Genomic DNA, 17,705 nt, shown 5'->3' on the forward strand with positions numbered 1-17,705 from the left:
TCTTAATGGGCTTTTATTAATTTTTGAAAGAGGTAGATATGAGATGGATCAGATTAAAATCATGACTTACAATATGCTTCATATTGATGACAATCCGGAAAATAACTGGCAAAAAAGAAGGGAGTTAATTAGAAATATCATTGATAGAGAATCTCCAGACATTATTGGTACACAAGAATGTTTATACATACAAATTCAGGATCTACTTCAATTTTTGCCAGATTATGATTGGATCGGTTTAGGAAGACAAGGGGGAAGTAAAGATGATTTTATGGCTATATTTTATAAAAAAGATCAGTTTTCTATCATAGAATATGATCATTTTTGGCTCTCCAATACGCCTAATATTATTGGATCGATGACCTATGGAAATGAAATACCTCGTATGGTTACTTTGGCTAAATTCCTTGATAAAAGAAATGGCCAAGTATTTTATCATATGAACACACATCTAGATTATATATGTGAGAAAGCACGAATATTAGGAGCACAGCAAATTAGTGAAAAACTAAATGAATTAGACCCTAAACTTCCTGTCTTTTTAACGGGTGATTTCAATACAGATGTTCATACAGAGCCTTACAATATATTGACCCAGCCTGGGTTATTTAGAGATACCTGGGATCTTGCAAAGAAGCACGTGAATAAGAATCTAGGTACTAAGAATGATTTTATGTATTCAGATGGTGGGGATCAGAGGATAGATTGGATTTTAGCCCGAGCAGAAATAGATATACAATGGATTAAGATTGTGGATGATTGTATTAATGGTTCTTTTCCAAGTGATCACTTCCCTGTCATTATTAGCTGTACAATATTTTAAAAATTTATAATTTATTGAATTGACATATGTATTTAATTTAACTATACTTTTTTTAAGTACTATAAAAACGGATTCATTATATGACTATTTAATTCATCATTTAGGGTGGAGAATAAGAGAACCCCAAAGAGAATGATGACAGCAACAGTAATTTAGGTTGTTGTCGATTATTCTTTTTGGGGATTTTTTTTTAAAGCTTCCTACTGAATGTATTTATTTTAAAAATAATCAAAAGGGGTGTTAGAAATAGAAACGGCTGATTCTATTAAAAGAAAGCGGTAATTTCCTACTGGGATTCTATATTTACTGCCCGCTCTTATTCTTTAAATCCTATTTTATCCAATGTTTCGTACCTTGTATTTAAGCTTTTTTTGTAAAGGAGTAGTAGTAAAGGCATCCACATAATTTTAAGCGTAGCAGAAGTAGGGATAATTGCTCCCATAAAAACCTGCTTGGAGTCCATGATGAGATTAATTAATAATGTATAAACGATCGGTCCAAAGAATTTTAAGAGATCAAGCATAATTTCGACTAACCAGTCATAAATTCATCTAATATATGCATGGGAAGAGAAAAAGAGAAAACCCAAGCTATTTAACCTTATTTATAAGGTTTTTATAGCTTGGTTTTTTTAGCTTTAGCAAGGATACCTTCAAATCTTTTTTGAAAGGAGTGGGAATATTTACCTAAATATCGATTGCTTGCCTTAGATTTGGATGGTACAACGCTTTTAAATAATCATGAGATTTCACGTAATACAAGTTTAGCTATCCAAAATGTTGTTAAAGCAGGGATTATTGTTGTTTTTTCCACTGGCGAGGGGTGCCGAATACGAAAAAATATTGGGAAAAGCTAGGAATATCAATTCCACTAGTATTGCTAAATGGGGCAGAGATATGGATGGAGCCCGGAAAACTATTGGAGAGACATTTTATCAACATTGATACATTTCAAAAGTTACATAAAATAGCGATTGATACCCATTCATGGTTTTGGGGATACAGTGAAAAAGGATTGTTTAGAAAAAGGGATTGCCCAGCTAATTTTATTGAACATCATTGGATGAAACTCGGAGTTAGACATGATAACCAATCAGTTATTCATGGGATATATGAAGAAATATGTAATTGGGGTGATCTAGAAATCACTAAATCTTCTAGAAATAATCTCGAAATTTCCGTTAGAGGAACAACTAAGAAAAATGGCATAAAAAAAGTATGTGATTTACTGGATATTAGTATGGAAGAGGTAATGGCAATTGGTGATAGTTGGAATGATTTACAGCTCATTCAAGCTGTTGGTCTTGGTGTAGCAATGGGTAATGGAAATGAGGATATAAAAAAAGCTACTGACTGGATAACCGATACGAATGAGCAGGATGGTGTTGCTAAAGCTATTACGCGATATTTACTAGTTTAATAAGAATCAATATTCGAACAGATTAGACCTGGAGGATAGATCATGCAAAAGGGATATATTTTTGATTTAGATGGAACCGTTTATTTAGATAATCGACTTATTGATGGGGCAGCAGAAGTAATTCAAACTTTAAGAGCTAGAGGGGATAAGCTTGTCTTTCTGACAAATAAATCGATAGCAACAAGGGAGGAGTATGTTGAAAAACTAAATCGATTAGGAATTCAGGTGTCATTAGAGGAAATTATTAATTCTAATTACATTACGGGCAAGTATTTAAAAGAACATATGACTCAAACAGATGCAGCCTATGTCATTGGGGAAGAAGCACTGATCCAAGAATTAATGGCTGAGAATATTCGAATGACAAATAACGCAGATATAGCTACCTATGTTGTTTTAGGCTGGGATCGTCAATTTCATTATGACAAGTTAAATATTGCATATCAGGCATGGGTAAAAAATAATGCAACCATTTTGGCTACGAATCCAGACAGAACTTGTCCTGTGGATGGCGGACAAATTCCTGATTGTGCAGGGATGATCGGTGCCATGGAGGGAGTGACAGGGAAGTCAATTGATGTAATTATTGGAAAACCATCGAAATTAACTGCAGAGTTTGTAGTCAATGATATTCTCCAATTAAAGCCGGAGCAATGTTATATGATCGGTGATCGTTTAGAAACGGACATATTAATGGGCAATGAAAATGGACTAAATACCATTCTTGTATTAACTGGAATTACAACGAGAGAGCTATTAGAAGAGTCCAGAATTCAACCTACTTATATATTGAATAGTATAAAGGAAATTGTATCGATGCAGGATATGACATCGATTAAATAGTTTGATAGAAAAGAGATGACTATACATGATGGAATTATTTGCAGATGTGGATATTGATACGATAATAAAGCTGTCTATTTCAGCAATTTTAGGATTAACGATTGGTTTAGAACGTGAACTGAAAAGGAAGCCTTTAGGATTAAAAACAAGCTTGGTTATTTCAATTGTTAGTTGTTTACTAACCATTGTATCCATCCAATCTGCTTATTTATTTCCTGGATCGAAATATATTAATATTCAAATGGATCCTCTACGATTAGCTGCTCAAATCGTTTCAGGAATTGGCTTTTTAGGTGCTGGTGTGATTATGAGGAAAGGGGACGATACCATTTCAGGTTTGACGACAGCTGCAATGGTTTGGGGAGCAGCAGGTATTGGAATCGCTACTGGTGCAGGATTTTATTTTGAGGCTATAGCAGGTGTCATCTTACTTATTATAAGTGTGGAGCTAATACCAGGATTGATTCGAATACTGGGAGTTAAGAGGCTGAGATCGAAGGAACTCAGAGTTAGACTAACGTTGAAAAAGCAAGAAGATATTACTAGTGTATTAAAAAATATCCAAGAAAAAAATATTAAAATAGAGCATATAAGAATTAAGGATTTACAGGACCAAAGTTATTTAGTGGATTTAAAAGTTATGGTTAGTTATAAACAAACAACCCCTGATATCTACTATGGTCTTGCAAAGATTGATAAAATTTATAGTACAGAAATTAGTGGCTAGAATTAAACGATGAAAGTAGTCCTCAATAATAGAGCCGTTTCTATTAATGGGGACTATTTTTACATAATCCGTTTATAAATCGAAATTCCACAGATTGGGGTTGCCAGATGAAATTGCTAATGCTCCTGCTTCTAGCCCTTGCAAAATATGTTTTTTTGAACTGATTAATCCACCTGCAATAATCGGCAAGTCGACTTTTTGGGTTAATTCATCAATGATTTCAGGCATAAGACCAGGTAAAATTTCGATTGCATCAGGTTTAATGGATTGGCTCATTTCAATTCCTTTAGACATAGCCGATCTATCAATTAAAAATATTCTTTGTATGGTCATGAGATTTTCTTCTTTTGCATATTTAATCAGCATACTTTTTGTGGTGATGATTCCAGTAGGCTTCCAAGTATAAGCAATATATTTAATGGCGCTTTTCGTATTAGATAGGCCTTCAATAAAATCAATATGGATAAAAATATGCTTATGTGCCTTTTTGAGGCGTTTTAAATGATCTTCCATATTAATCAAGTTTCCAGTTAATAGAAAGATAATATTGGCTTTACTAGTAATCGCCTTTTCGATATCAGCTTCATCTTTAATAGAAGCAATTACTTGAGATTGTACTAGGTCAACAATATTGGGCATCTTTGGATCTCCTTGAATTGAATATTTTCTATCTTAAAATTTTAGTAATGTAATAGTATTACTAAAAAATTTATTCATTGTCCTTTATTTAAAGGCAACCAGTCAAGCACCTCTTGAATCGCTTTGTCCCAATATCCCCATTCATGGTTTCCTTGTTCAAATTTAGTTGTTAGAGGATAATTTGCCTCCTCGCAAAACTTCTTAAAACGAAGATTATCCTCGTATAGAAAGTCCTCGGTTCCGCAGCATTGGTAGATAATGGGCTTTTCCTCGCATTCATGCGTTTTTTTAATTAAGGCAAATAAATCATGTTCCGTACCAGTTAGTTCCTCATCACCGAATATTAGGTTGAAAATTCCATCCGGCTGATCGGCTTTTCTTTTTACAATATCAGTCACCCCAGATAAGCTGGCAGCTGCACTAAATGTTTCTGGATGATTTAAAGCCCATTTTAATGCTCCGTATCCACCCATTGAAAGCCCGGCCACAAAGTTATCCTTCCTAGCTGTTGATAATGGAAAGAATGACTGTGCAAGAAGGGGAAGCTCTTTAGTTAAAAAAGTCCAATACTTATTTCCATATTTCATATCCGTATAAAAGCTATGGTGTACCTGTGGCATCACAACTGCTAACCTTAAAGAAGAGACATATCTTTCAATGGAGGTCCGTCTTGTCCAAATCGTATCGTCGTCAGATAAACCATGAAGTAAATATAATGTTTGGTACTTTTTTTCAGGAAATTGATTTGACTCATTCCCTATGATTGATGGTTCAGGCAAAATAACTGTCATTGATGTGCACAAATTTAATACTTGTGAATAAAACTGACATTGAATGAGGGCCATTTCAATCATCCTTTCGGTGCTACTCTTTTTAAACCTAAATACGACAGAAGATTGGATTTACCCTGCTAATGTAATAGAAAAAAAGGAATTTTAAAATATTTTTTAAATTAATTGAATTTTCTTAAATAATAACTATATAATGTTTATAGGGGAATATATCCACTTTTTAGATTAATTGTGAAAGAATTCTCCACAAATGAAAGAGAGGAGGGTAAAGTGATATTGTTTCAAAATGGACCTATTGTGAAGTACATATTGTTTAAATGATGAAGTAATTTTTCAGTTTCCTTATACAGCTAGATTAAACAATGTATATTATTCATTACATTTTTTATCATTGGTTTTGGCTGTTTTCTTATAGTTTGTTGCTCCTTTCTCAGTGAAATGAAAGGTGTAGCGGTCTTCAGCCGATAGTTATTTGTTAAGACTTTACTTAAATAGTAACAATGTTTGAGAAAAGAACCTTAATTTTTAAGGAAGGAAGGACCAAATGAAAATACAAATTCTCGGGACAGCTGCAGCTGAAGGATTTCCAGGTATATTTTGTAATTGCCAGCATTGTCAAAAGGCGCGAAAACTTGGCGGGAAAAATATCCGAACTCGCTCTTCTGCCATTATCGATGATATATTGAAAATTGATTTTCCCCCTGATACTTATCATCATGTATTAACCCATCAATTAGACTTATTTAAAGTTAAACATTTACTATTTACCCACACACACTCCGATCACTTTCATCCTAGAGATATTGGGATGAGATCACCAGGCTTTGCTCACAATATTCCATATCCCATTCATATCTATGGTCACGATGTAGCAATCGCAAATTGTAAAGCAGTGCTACCAAGTATAGAAGAACATTATCATTACAAACTAATCCAGCCATTTAACACGTATCAAATTGATTCAGCCAGGGTGACACCGTTGCTAGCAGATCATAATCCATTCGAGACATGCTTATTATTTTTTATTGAGAAGGACGGGAAAACATTATTCTATGGTCATGACACTGGATGGTTTCCTGATGTTACATGGGATTGGCTAATGGATAAAAAAATTGATGTAGCGATTCTTGACTGTACAAATGGATTAATTCCAGAACGAAGAAATCATCTTAATATCGAAGCCGTTAAGGATATCCAAAAAATATTTCAAAAAAATAATATGATCCATAAAGGTAGTCAAATGATTGCCACCCATTATTCCCATAATATTGGACTCATGCATGAGGAATTAGAAGAATTATTTTCTCCAAGTGGGATTAAAGTGGCATTTGACGGAATGATTATCCATATATAATCTTAAATAATTTGAAATTTTTTAAAATTCAAAATAGGTGATTGACATAAATTATCTTCTTAAATAAAATGGTGAATGAAGAATAAATTCACCAATTATTTACAAAATAGTGAAAAATTACTCCGGGATCTTTGTGGGTGAATGCTTCAACTAAAACATAAGGGGGAAGGAAATTGAAAAAAGTAAGATGGCTTTCGATGCTACTTCTGGTGTTTGTCCTAATTCTAGTTACAGCCTGCTCGAATCAGGAGAGTGCAGGAGGAGATGGGAAGGGGAAGAAGAAAAATGTTGAAATTAAATTCTGGACGATTTCATTAAGCCCTACATTTGATGATTATATTAATGGCATCATTGATAAGTTTGAAGCAGAAAATCCTGGAGTAAAGGTCAAATGGGAAGACATTCCATTCGAGAATGTTGAACAGAAAACATTAACAGCAGCTGCTTCAGGGCAACTTGCAGATGTAATGAACTTAAATACTGACTTTTTGAAAAAGCTGTCTGCTGTTGGAGCCATTCTCGATCTTTCTGAAAAAGCGGCAGATGTAAAGGATGATTATTTTGAAGGTGTATTACAGTCAGGGATGCTGAATGATAAATTGTATGCGCTTCCATGGTATCTTTCTAACTCTGGCCTATTATACAACAAAGACCTATTGGCAAAGGCTGGATTTGATAAGCCACCTGCAACAGAAGATGAGGCATGGAAGATGTCAGAGGTTCTTTATAAAAAGCTTGGTGTTTATGGTAGTACAATTGGAGATATCCATCTATACTTACCACAAAATGGCGTACCCCTCGTTTCCGAGGATTTAAAGAGTGCAGCTGTTAATACGCCAAAAGCATTAGAAATTTTTAAGACATTTAAGAAGCGATTTGATGATGGTCTTATTCCTAAAGAGCTCCTATTAAAACAAGCTCAACCTAATGAATGGTATGCTCAAGAAAAAATTGCTTGGTGGGGAACTGGACCGCAGCTTTATCGTCAAGTAAAGGATCTTGCTCCAGATGTATACGATAAATCGGATGCAGCACCTGCTATTCTAGGCTCTGAAGGAGTTGCCCATGTTGCAATTATGAACATTGCTGTCGCAGCAAAATCCAAAGCACCAGATGAGGCAGTTGCATTCGCCAAGTTCATGACAAATGCAGAAAGTCAATTAGCATTTAGTAAAATTGTTGCTGTCCTTCCTTCAGTTAAAGCAGCAGCTCAGGACGAATTTTTTACTCAAGGAAAGGATTCGGAAGACCCATCAGAAAAAGGACGTTATTTTGCAGCGAAACAATTAGAAACTTCAAGAGATATGTTTGCTCCAGTAGAAAATATCTCTGAGATAAATAAAGCAATTAATGAAGAATTTCAAAAAGTTCTGCTAGAAAATAAAGATCCTCAAAAAGCACTTGATGATGCGGAGGCCAAAATTAATAGTCTACTAAAATAATGCTAGCTACAAATCAAAGGGAAATAGGAAGGCATTCATCCTTCTAATGAATGCCTTCTTTTCCAAAGGCTCTATATATGTATATCATGAGTAAATAATATGTAAAAATCTCTTCTGTTTAATACGAAATAGCTTCTCAAAAGTGATAAATAAGAGACTACTCAATATAAGAATATCTACACCACATTGGATACTGTAAGCGAAAATGGTAGGAGTGATCAAATGTATAAAGCAAGACATGCATGGATGTTTCTTATACCGACAGGAATTTTACTCATAACGTTTAGTTTCCTTCCAGCTCTTGCAGCCCTCGGATTGAGTTTTACGAATTATAATGTATTTCAACCAATTGAATGGGTAGGATTAGATAATTTTATTCGAGCCTTTAAGGATGAAGAATTTTGGAGAGCCTTAAAAAATACGTTTTATTTTTGGATATTAGTAACACCAGCATTAGTTGTGTTACCTATCTTTCTTGCCATATTAGTTAATCAGAAATTGCGGTGGATTAAGCTTTTTAGATTAACTTATTATTTCCCTGTACTTGTTTCTGTTGTGATAACCGCCATTTTATGGAACTGGTTATTTGCAAGTGACGGTATCTTTAATTATTTATTAAGCTTAGTTGGTATCCACCCAATTGACTGGCTTACAAGTAAAGGATTCGTAATGATCAGCTTAGCCATTGTCACCATTTGGCAAGGACTTGGTTATTATATGTTATTTTACTTGGCTGGTTTGCAGTCTGTCCCAACAGACTTATATGAAGCGGCAGAATTAGATGGAGCGAATTTTTGGCAAAAACATTTTTATATTACATTCCCCATGCTAAAACCAATTATTTTCTTCACCGCTGTGATATCGACCATGTCTGCTTTTAAAGAGTTTACTCTAATGTTGACCATGACAAATGGAGGGCCAATTGGCGCTTCTACAACGGTAGTATATCTCGTATTTGAAAAAGCGTTTAAGCAATTAGATATGGGATATGCCAGTGCCATCTCCTTTATTCTATTTATTATTATCTTAATCTTAACTCTATTAAATAAGCGATCCTTAGATAAGGCGTCATAAGGAGGTAGTCCAATGCAGCCTACTCAATCGAACATTCATTCAGGTACCGATATTAAGCCATATAACAAAGCACGAAAACCCCTTAATAAACGCAAAATCATCCGGTATGTTGTATCCTATTTCTTTCTAATTATTGTAGCAGTAATAATGATCGTTCCTTTTCTGTGGTCTGTTTCAACTGCATTAAAAGGTCAAAATGAAACAATATTTTCCTTTCCTCCACAGTTTATTCCTGAACATATTACTCTTGAAAACTTTGTGAAGGTATGGAACACAATTCCCATTGGTCGTTATCTATGGAATAGTACAGTTTTAGCTTTTTGGGGTGTTGTTTTGCCTTTATTATTTTGCTCTTTGGCAGCTTTTCCATTGGCACGAATGAATTTCAAAGGAAAAAATATCGTATTTCTCACAATACTAGGAACGATGATGATTCCTGGAGAGGTAACAATGATACCAATCTATATCATCTTGCAAAAACTTCACCTGATTGGATCATATACAGGGGTTATTTTACCAGGAGCTGTTTCGGCATTTGGAATCTTTCTGATGAGGCAAGCATTTATGGGGATTCCAAAGGAAATAGATGAATCTGCCATTATGGATGGGGCATCAACTCTGCAAATTTGGTGGCATATTATGATGCCAATGGTCAAACCAATGTTAGCAACACTTGCGATACTAAGCTTTATCGGATCATGGAATAGTTTCTTATGGCCACTTCTCGTATTGCAGGATCCAAATACGTATCCTTTAACAATAGGACTATATGATTTGAAGGGAGCATTTGTATCAGATACGAGATTAGTATCTGCAGGAGCTATCATCGCTCTTATTCCTATTTTAATTGTATTTATCGCATTTCAAAACTACTTTATTAAAGGTGCATACAGCAGTGCAGTAAAGGGATAACAATCTTAGTGAATGAATAAGAGGTGAAATGATGGAAAAACAAACATTCCTAGATTTAATCAAAGGAAAATTAATCGTATCTTGTCAGGCATTAGAGGATGAACCATTACATGGTTCTGAATATATGGCGAAAATGGGTCTTGCGGCTAAAATAGGCGGTGCCGTTGCCATACGTGCAAATGGGAAAGAAGATATTATTGCAATCAAGAAATTAACAGGTCTACCAACTATCGGAATCATAAAGCGGAATTATTCAGGTAGTGAAATTTTTATTACTCCTACTCTAAAAGAAGTAGAAGAACTCATTGAATCAGGAGCGGATGTCATTACCCTTGATGCAACAGCAAGAATGAGACCGAATGGGATTACTTTACATGAAATGATTACTTTTATTAGGGAAAATAGCAATAGCCTTGTGATGGCTGATGTTTCGACGGTTGAAGAAGGAGTAATAGCTGTCGAGGAGGGGTGTGATCTAATTTCTACAACTCTATCAGGCTATACCTCCTATAGTCCAAAATTAGATGGTCCAGATTTTTCTTTAATAAAAGAACTCACTTCATCCTTTGATGTTCCAGTTGTTGCCGAGGGGAGAATTTCAACACCAGAAGAGGCAGTGATGGCATTTAAGCAGGGGGCTCATTCGGTCGTAGTAGGAACGGCGATTACAAGGCCACAGGTTTTAACAAAAAGGTTTGTAGAGAGCTTGGAAAAAAATAGTCTTAACATAATGTCTTGAATCAGAAAATAGTTTCAAACAAATCTTATTAATGAGGAGTGTTTCTTTTGCCATATTTTCAACCGAACCAAGAAGCATTTAATTTTCTCAAACATATGATTCTTGTAGGTGGAAATGTCGATAATCCTTGGGGAAAAGATGATTTTTTGCATTATGTTACTCATTTGGATAAGCAGGGGAAGTCAGATGATTGGATGTTTGATAGTTTTGCCTTTTGGCATTTTAAGTCCCCGAAGGGAGGATATCTATATTCAGATGTGAATATTGGTACAACTAAGAATGGAGAAGGGAATTTTTATGCAGTCCCTGCCCCTAACCCTGGAAATTTAACAGACTGGGAGGCGATTATTGATTGGTATTTTATGCCTGATGTTTTCGCAGATGCTCTTAATCAAGCAATTGAAGCGGGAATTGAGACGCTTGGATCACCTAAACATAAGCGCAATTTAATTATTACGATTCCTTATCCCGGTCCATTACAATCAAAATTTGGAACCATTGATGGAGCTCCATTAAATTTTAGTGTTCAAGGACAGAATTTACAGCATGCAACAGAAGCTCGTTTAGTCGCTTGTAAATGGTTTATAGATAGAGTGATAGAAAGATTTTCACAGCAGAACTATGAACATCTTCATTTATTAGGATTTTATTGGACATTTGAGACGATACATAGAAGCTGGGATATTGATGATCATTGGCTGTTGAAGGAACTATATCAATACATCGAACAACAAGGTAAAAAGTTCTTTTGGATTCCTTTTTACAGCACATATAATATTCATCAGCTGGATAACTATCAGGACTATTATTTCCATTCTGCCTTTCTCCAGCCTAATTATATGTTTTATAAAGACTTTACTGGTGTAAAGGATGCTGCAAAGGCAGCAGCAGAAAGGAATGCAGGGGTTGAAATGGAATTCTATACTGCGAATAATGAATCAATGGCAGAGAAAGCGGAACGATTAAAACGATTTGATTGTTATTTAGAGGGAGGGATTCTTCATAAATATATGAAGGAATCAGCTATTGCTTGGTTTGATGGCGGAAAGGCATTATACAGAATCTATCATGGCTCAGATGAAAAAGAAAGAGAATATTATGACAAAATTTATCAATTTGTAAATGGAAGCTACACGTTATCGTAGTCTACAACTACGAAAAGGAAAGGAAAAAAATGAATACAAAAACAATCTCTAATCCAATCATACTCATTTCAACCATTTATAAGTCACTAACTAAAGCAGAACAAAAGGTGGCTGACTTTGTGATTGCGGATACGCAAGAAACCGTCTATTCATCGGTAACTGATCTTGCGGAAAAGTCAGGAGTAGGAGAAACAACCGTCATTCGCTTTTGCAGGAAACTAGGGTATCGCGGATACCAAGAATTTAAACTGGCAATTGCCCAAAATCTTGCAGACCCAGATGAACAAGTACATGGAAAAATTGAGGAAAATGATAATATTGAAACGATCTTGAAAAAAATTACCTCGCAAAATGTTCAAACATTGGAGAGTACCCTCCAATTATTAGAATCCCAAAAACTTGATAAAGCTGTAGAAGCCATTATGTCGGCGAATAAGCTATACTTTTTTGGAGTCGGCTCCTCTGGGCTTACAGCTTTTGATGGAAAATATCGATTTATGAGGTTGGGGTATCATGTAGAACAATCATCAGACTCCCATATTATGGCGATGAATGCAGCTCTTGTCTCAAAAAACGATGTTGTCTTTGGTATTTCAACCTCAGGGAGCACGAAGGATGTTGTGGATGCAATAGCCATAGCAAAGGAGAATAACGCATTTATCATTTGTATTACAAACCATGCCAAATCACCGATTACTCAATATGCGGATGTTATCTTACTAGCCGCCTCGAAGGAAACGCCACTACAAGGTGGAGCTTTTGCATCAAAAATTGCCCAGTTACATTTACTAGATGTTTTAACAACCATTATCGTATTAAAGCAAAAGGAAAAAACCTTCCAATCAATTGAGAAGACAGCAAAGGCGGTATTGGATAAGATGTACTGATAATTTGGAATGGAGTAAGGTCTTCAATCGATAGTTATTCGTGTATTCTTTATCCAATTAGCAATAAAGAACTATTTTTTAGAAAAGGGGATATGTATGAAAACAAGTGTTAGTATGTATAGTTTACACCGGTATGTGAAACAAGAAAATCTTGATGTGTTTGGGTTTATTCAATATGCTGCTGCCATTGGTGTAGATGGAGTTGAATTATTAGATATATATTGGAAAAACGAACAAGAAGAAATCCCGCAAGTTCTTTCCTTATTAGCTGAGAATAATCTCCAAGTAAGTGCTTATGATATAACAAATAATTTTGTTAAGCCGGATGAAAAGGAGAGACAACATGAAATTAATAGAGTTCATCAGGCGATTGATATTGCAAAGGAATTAAATACAAATGTTGTTCGAATATTTAGTGGGGATATTTTAGAGGGGGTTCCTTTTGAACAAGGGAAAGAGTGGATCATTGAATGTTTAAAAGAATGTGCAACATATGCTGAACAGCAAGGTGTGATTTTAGGTATTGAAAACCATGGATATTTTGCAGGACGTAGTGAGCAAATTATAGAATTAATTCATACTGTCAATTCACCGAATATTCTTAGCACTCTTGATACAGGTAACTTTCTATTAGTTGATGAGAATCCTAATGATGCTGTTACAAAAGTTAAACAATATGTAGCCCATGTTCATTTTAAAGATTTCATAAAAATGAGCAGTGATTATGATGGCCCTGCCTTTAAATCGTTATCGGGTAACAAGTTTTTAGGAACTGTAGCTGGTGAGGGAAATGTTGATCTCAACCATGTGATTTCTGAATTAAAAAATGTTGGGTATACTGGTTGGTTATCTGTTGAGTTTGAAGGGACAGAAGATCCTAAAGTGGGAACAGAGAAATCGGTAAGTAATTTGAAGAAATTACTACCAGCTAGAACATAAGACACTTAATGTGAAGGGGAGTTCCCATAATAGGTACTTCCCATATTATCTTTTTAGAAATGGGAGGGGCCCAATTGTTTAAACCAGACAGTAAATTATATAGAATCATGGAGTTCATCGGAAACTTTTGTTTACTAAATATTTTATGGATCATCTGCTCACTCCCATTAATTACAATTTTTGCATCAACCACAGCCATGTATGGAGTGATTAGGGATTGGTCGAAAAATGATGATCCCGCCATAATAAAAACATTTTTTTTAAACTTTAAAAAGTATTTTATGAAAAGTTTGATCATTGGTATTTTACAAAGTCTGATTATGATTATTCTAGTTAGTGATTTCTTGTTCGTTTGGAATTTGGATGGAACTCTTAAGTACATCTTATTCCCGCTGTTTATTATAATCGGTCTCTTTTTTCTATTTATTTCATCCTATCTTTATCCTTTAGTTGTTGATGATGATCGATCACTTAAACAGCTGATCAAACAATCCGTTTATTTAGCGGTTACTCGACCCGCATATCCAACAATGGTACTGTTATTTGCTAGTATCGCTGTTCTTATTTGTACATATATTCATGTTCTACCAATATTATTTGCCTTTAGTATTACGGGCCTCATACATTACCAAATTATTCAGCGAGCGATAGGGAAGAGGAATAATACGAGTATAAGAGTTTGGAAAGGAGTTTGATGATGAAGGTAGTTTATTTACCACTTGATGAGAGGCCATGTAATCTAAAATATCCACAGCAATTAGCGGCAGCTACGGATATTCAACTTTTTACCCCTTCAAAACAAATATTGGGTAGAAAGAAGAATCCTGCCAAGTTTGAGGATATTCGAAGCTGGCTATTACATGAAACGAAAGAAGCAACACATCTTATCCTCTCTTTAGACATGCTCGTTTATGGTGGAATTGTACCATCGAGATTGCATCAGTTAACGGATGAGGAATGTGTAGCACGCTTAGATGTAATAAAGGAAATAAAGCAGTTAAACCAAAGGATCATTATTTATGCATTTAATCTAATTATGAGGGTTCCAAGTTATAACAGCAGTGATGAGGAACCAGATTATTATGCGATGTATGGTGAACGAATCTCTCACTATGGAAAATTATTAGATAAGAAGGGAAGAGGGGAGCTACTAGAACAGGAAAGCGAGGACTTTACTCTTCTAAAGCGAGAGATACCTGTTGAAATTCTTAAGGATTTTACTAATAGACGAAGGATTAATTCTGCTACGAATTTAGTGGCCATTGATTTAGTCCAAACAGGGCTAATTGATTTTTTAATCTTTCCTCTTGATGATAATGCGGAGTATGGATTTAGTGCGATGGAGCAAAGTAATTTATTGTTTAAAGTGGAACAGCTTCAATTAATGGATCGAATCGCTATCTATCCTGGTGCTGATGAAATTGGCTGTACGTTATTTTCAAAAGTATTTTGTGAGATTCATCAGTACACTCCGGCCATCTATGTAAGATATTCATCTACAAATGGTCCCTTTATTATTCCGAAATATGAGGATCGAAGTCTACAGGAAAGCATAAAATCTCATTTAACTGCAAGTGGTGCGGTGATGGTGGATCATTCATTAGATGCTGATGCAGTTTTGTTCACCCATTCGCCAGCTGTTGGTCAATCAGGAATGGCAGAACCGAATCAGCTTTTCAGTGAAAGACATCGGTCCTATTTTTCCGAAATCAATTACAGAGAATTTATTCAAGCTATGCAATTCTATCTTTCTAAGAATATGGTTGTAGGAATTGCGGATGTGGCTACCTGTAATGGCAGTGATCAAACGCTCATGTATATGCTTAAGAAACAAGGATTACTTGAAAAAATTAGCGCCTATGCAGGTTGGAATACCTCTGGAAATTCCCTCGGTACGGTTATTGCACATACAATTGTAGAATCCTATTATCATAAAATGATTGATTATGAGAGGATTGCAAAGAGTCGAGAATTTTATTATTCAAGGCTTGTCGAGGATTGGGGATATCAAACGATTGTGAGAAAGCAGGTTGCAACGAATGATATTCCGCGTTTAGGCTGTACATATTTTGATATATCCAGCCAATTAGAGGTGATCCAATCCATAATAAAGCAAAAGCTGGAGCAGTTTATAAAGGAGAATCTGTCCACTCCGGCTGAAGGTAGAATAGAACTAGAGAATGTTACTTCTCCTTGGAAGCGAATGTTTGAAGTGGACTTTCATTTATCGTTTGTCATGGAAAAGATTGTTTAAGCAGTTTGAAAAATTGGTATTTCTGAGAGGTGAGGATATATGGAACAGGAAAAGGAAGCAGATATTATTATAATTGGCAGTGGAATAGGTGGTTGTGCTGCAGCACTTGCCGCAGCACAAATGGGGAAAAAGATTATTATGACGGAAGAAACAGATTGGATTGGTGGACAGCTTACAAGTCAAGCTGTTCCTCCGGATGAACATAAATGGATCGAATACTTTGGCTGTACAACAACCTATAGAAAGTTTCGAAATCGGGTGAGGGAGTATTATCATCGTCATTACCCACTAACAGAGACCGCAAGAAAAGATGAAGTTTTTAATCCAGGGAATGCTTGGGTCAGTAGGATCGCACATGAACCAAGAGTAGCTCTTGCAGTTCTTTATGATATGTTGGCCCCGTATATAAGCAACGCACAAATTACTATTATGCTAAATTATTGTTTGACTTGTGCGGAGGTTGAGGGGGATACTGTTAAATCGGTTCACGTACAACATCAGAAAAATAAGGAAATATTTATATTAAGTGGTAAATACTTTTTAGATGCAACAGAATGTGGTGACATGCTTCCTATGACTGGAACGGAGTATGTAACAGGGGCTGAAGCAAAATCAGAAACGGGTGAGCCACATGCTCTTGATGGGGCGCCTATTCCATTAGATATGCAATCCATCACCCATTGTTTTATCGTTGATTATATCGAAGGTGGAAATTTTACGATTGAAAAACCAAAGCAATATGATTTTTGGAAACATTATCATGCTGATTTTATGAGCCATAAATTACTAAGTTGGTATGGGGTCGATGGAGTAACAGGTCAATCTAAAAAATTCGGCATGTTTCCTGGCAAGCATATTTCATTATGGGATTATCGGAGGATCATTGATCGCAACCACTTTCAGCCAAATACATACGAAGGGGATATTTCCATTATTAATTGGCCACAAAATGATTATTGGTTAGGTCCGATCATTGATGTCAGTCATGAGGAAAAGATCAAACATTTAGAAGGAGCGAAACAGTTAAGCCTCTCCCTTTTGTATTGGTTACAAACGGAGGCACCTAGGGATGATGGTGGCATTGCTTACCCTGGTTTAAGACTAAGAAAAGATATGGTAGGTACGGAAGATGGTTTAGCTATGCATCCCTATATTCGGGAATCAAGAAGAATTAAGGCGGAATTTACTGTATTGGAACAACATATTAGTGTGGAGAGCCGTGGTGATAAAGGTATCACGATATTCCCTGATTCAATTGGAGTAGGCTGGTATTATATTGATTTACATCCAACAGTTGTTACGAATACTACCTGCTATGTACCGAGCTATCCTTTTCAAATTCCACTAGGCAGTCTTATACCTATACGGATGAATAATTTATTGCCGGCTTGTAAAAACATTGGAGCTACACATTTAACAAATGGATGCTTCCGACTTCATCCTGTTGAGTGGAATATTGGAGAATCAGCAGGCTATTTAGCAGCTTATTCGATTGAAAAAGGAATCATGCCCAGGGACGTTCGAAACAATGAAGAATTACTTACTGCGTTTCAACAATTATTAGTTCGTCAGGGAATTGAATTAGATTGGCCAAGAATTGATGGAGCACATGTGAAATAGTGTGGTGTAGTATATAATAAGTTTTCTTAATAATCTAATAAGTGATTCATTAAAAAAATACTCGACAACAGAGGAATAGAATAAAGATGAATTTGGT

Annotated in this window: 19 protein-coding genes; 16 read left to right on the plus strand and 3 right to left on the minus strand. The window is 35.5% G+C overall.

Annotated elements, in window-relative coordinates:
• The first annotated feature begins 43 nt into the window (after window positions 1-43).
• Entirely contained in the window at window positions 44-823 is a 780-nt protein-coding gene (locus NST63_RS05165) for an endonuclease/exonuclease/phosphatase family protein (RefSeq protein WP_212944776.1), read from the plus strand.
• 316 nt (window positions 824-1,139) lie between these two features.
• Here the strand turns inward: NST63_RS05165 and NST63_RS05170 are convergent, their stop codons facing one another.
• On the minus strand, window positions 1,140-1,346 hold the full coding sequence (locus NST63_RS05170) for a hypothetical protein (protein WP_078109377.1): 207 nt from the start codon (window positions 1,344-1,346) through the stop codon (window positions 1,140-1,142).
• Between the two features lie 189 nt (window positions 1,347-1,535).
• Here NST63_RS05170 and NST63_RS27760 point away from each other — a divergent pair, with 189 nt between their 5' ends.
• The 4 genes from NST63_RS27760 to NST63_RS05185 are packed head-to-tail and all read left to right on the plus strand — an operon-like array spanning window position 1,536 to window position 3,812.
• The gene (locus NST63_RS27760) at window positions 1,536-1,679 is read left to right on the plus strand and encodes an HAD hydrolase family protein (RefSeq protein WP_445663893.1); all 144 of its coding nucleotides are present in this window, start codon (window positions 1,536-1,538) and stop codon (window positions 1,677-1,679) included.
• Window positions 1,646-2,242, plus strand: a complete 597-nt coding sequence (locus NST63_RS05175) for an HAD hydrolase family protein (protein WP_341041473.1) — start codon at window positions 1,646-1,648, stop codon at window positions 2,240-2,242. Before NST63_RS27760 ends, NST63_RS05175 begins: the two co-directional genes overlap by 34 nt.
• Before the next feature lie 42 nt (window positions 2,243-2,284).
• Complete coding sequence (locus NST63_RS05180) at window positions 2,285-3,085, plus strand: HAD-IIA family hydrolase (RefSeq protein WP_341041474.1); 801 nt, start codon at window positions 2,285-2,287, stop codon at window positions 3,083-3,085.
• A gap of 25 nt (window positions 3,086-3,110) precedes the next feature.
• Entirely contained in the window at window positions 3,111-3,812 is a 702-nt protein-coding gene (locus NST63_RS05185; RefSeq protein WP_341041475.1) for an MgtC/SapB family protein, read from the plus strand.
• A 72-nt stretch (window positions 3,813-3,884) separates the two neighbouring features.
• On the opposite strand, the gene NST63_RS05190 is transcribed toward NST63_RS05185, so the two are convergent.
• Together NST63_RS05190 and NST63_RS05195 are read right to left on the minus strand one after the other, a co-directional pair.
• Window positions 3,885-4,451, minus strand: a complete 567-nt coding sequence (locus NST63_RS05190) for a glycerol-3-phosphate responsive antiterminator (protein WP_212944770.1) — start codon at window positions 4,449-4,451, stop codon at window positions 3,885-3,887.
• Between the two features lie 74 nt (window positions 4,452-4,525).
• Window positions 4,526-5,296 (minus strand): alpha/beta hydrolase, encoded by a 771-nt coding sequence (locus NST63_RS05195; protein ID WP_212944884.1) that lies wholly within the window; start codon window positions 5,294-5,296, stop codon window positions 4,526-4,528.
• Between the two features lie 490 nt (window positions 5,297-5,786).
• On the opposite strand from NST63_RS05195, the gene NST63_RS05200 reads away from it, so the two are divergent.
• The 11 genes from NST63_RS05200 to NST63_RS05250 all read left to right on the plus strand — a co-directional run bounded on the left by NST63_RS05200 (window position 5,787) and on the right by NST63_RS05250 (window position 17,608).
• Complete coding sequence (locus NST63_RS05200; protein ID WP_212944769.1) at window positions 5,787-6,596, plus strand: MBL fold metallo-hydrolase; 810 nt, start codon at window positions 5,787-5,789, stop codon at window positions 6,594-6,596.
• A gap of 173 nt (window positions 6,597-6,769) precedes the next feature.
• Complete coding sequence (locus tag NST63_RS05205; RefSeq protein ID WP_341041476.1) at window positions 6,770-8,038, plus strand: ABC transporter substrate-binding protein; 1,269 nt, start codon at window positions 6,770-6,772, stop codon at window positions 8,036-8,038.
• A gap of 222 nt (window positions 8,039-8,260) precedes the next feature.
• Window positions 8,261-9,112, plus strand: a complete 852-nt coding sequence (locus NST63_RS05210) for a carbohydrate ABC transporter permease (protein WP_058003455.1) — start codon at window positions 8,261-8,263, stop codon at window positions 9,110-9,112.
• A 12-nt stretch (window positions 9,113-9,124) separates the two neighbouring features.
• Window positions 9,125-10,024, plus strand: coding sequence for a carbohydrate ABC transporter permease (locus NST63_RS05215; protein ID WP_341041478.1), 900 nt, complete (start codon window positions 9,125-9,127; stop codon window positions 10,022-10,024).
• Between the two features lie 31 nt (window positions 10,025-10,055).
• On the plus strand, window positions 10,056-10,763 hold the full coding sequence (locus NST63_RS05220; protein WP_071975188.1) for an N-acetylmannosamine-6-phosphate 2-epimerase: 708 nt from the start codon (window positions 10,056-10,058) through the stop codon (window positions 10,761-10,763).
• 47 nt (window positions 10,764-10,810) lie between these two features.
• On the plus strand, window positions 10,811-11,908 hold the full coding sequence (locus NST63_RS05225) for a DUF4855 domain-containing protein (protein WP_212944767.1): 1,098 nt from the start codon (window positions 10,811-10,813) through the stop codon (window positions 11,906-11,908).
• A 29-nt stretch (window positions 11,909-11,937) separates the two neighbouring features.
• Window positions 11,938-12,795, plus strand: coding sequence for a MurR/RpiR family transcriptional regulator (locus NST63_RS05230; RefSeq protein WP_058003459.1), 858 nt, complete (start codon window positions 11,938-11,940; stop codon window positions 12,793-12,795).
• Window positions 12,796-12,891: 96 nt separating this feature from the next.
• Complete coding sequence (locus NST63_RS05235) at window positions 12,892-13,734, plus strand: sugar phosphate isomerase/epimerase family protein (RefSeq protein WP_212944766.1); 843 nt, start codon at window positions 12,892-12,894, stop codon at window positions 13,732-13,734.
• A 74-nt stretch (window positions 13,735-13,808) separates the two neighbouring features.
• Window positions 13,809-14,429: a YesL family protein gene (locus NST63_RS05240; protein WP_341041479.1), complete on the plus strand. Its 621-nt coding sequence runs from the start codon at window positions 13,809-13,811 to the stop codon at window positions 14,427-14,429.
• A 2-nt stretch (window positions 14,430-14,431) separates the two neighbouring features.
• Window positions 14,432-15,988, plus strand: coding sequence for a DUF4127 family protein (locus NST63_RS05245; RefSeq protein WP_341041480.1), 1,557 nt, complete (start codon window positions 14,432-14,434; stop codon window positions 15,986-15,988).
• Window positions 15,989-16,027: 39 nt separating this feature from the next.
• Window positions 16,028-17,608: an FAD-dependent oxidoreductase gene (locus NST63_RS05250; protein WP_341041482.1), complete on the plus strand. Its 1,581-nt coding sequence runs from the start codon at window positions 16,028-16,030 to the stop codon at window positions 17,606-17,608.
• Window positions 17,609-17,705: the final 97 nt, after the last annotated feature.

This window comes from Heyndrickxia sp. FSL W8-0496, assembly GCF_038007825.1.
In the GTDB taxonomy this organism is placed as follows: Bacteria; Bacillota; Bacilli; order Bacillales; family Bacillaceae_C; genus Heyndrickxia; species Heyndrickxia oleronia.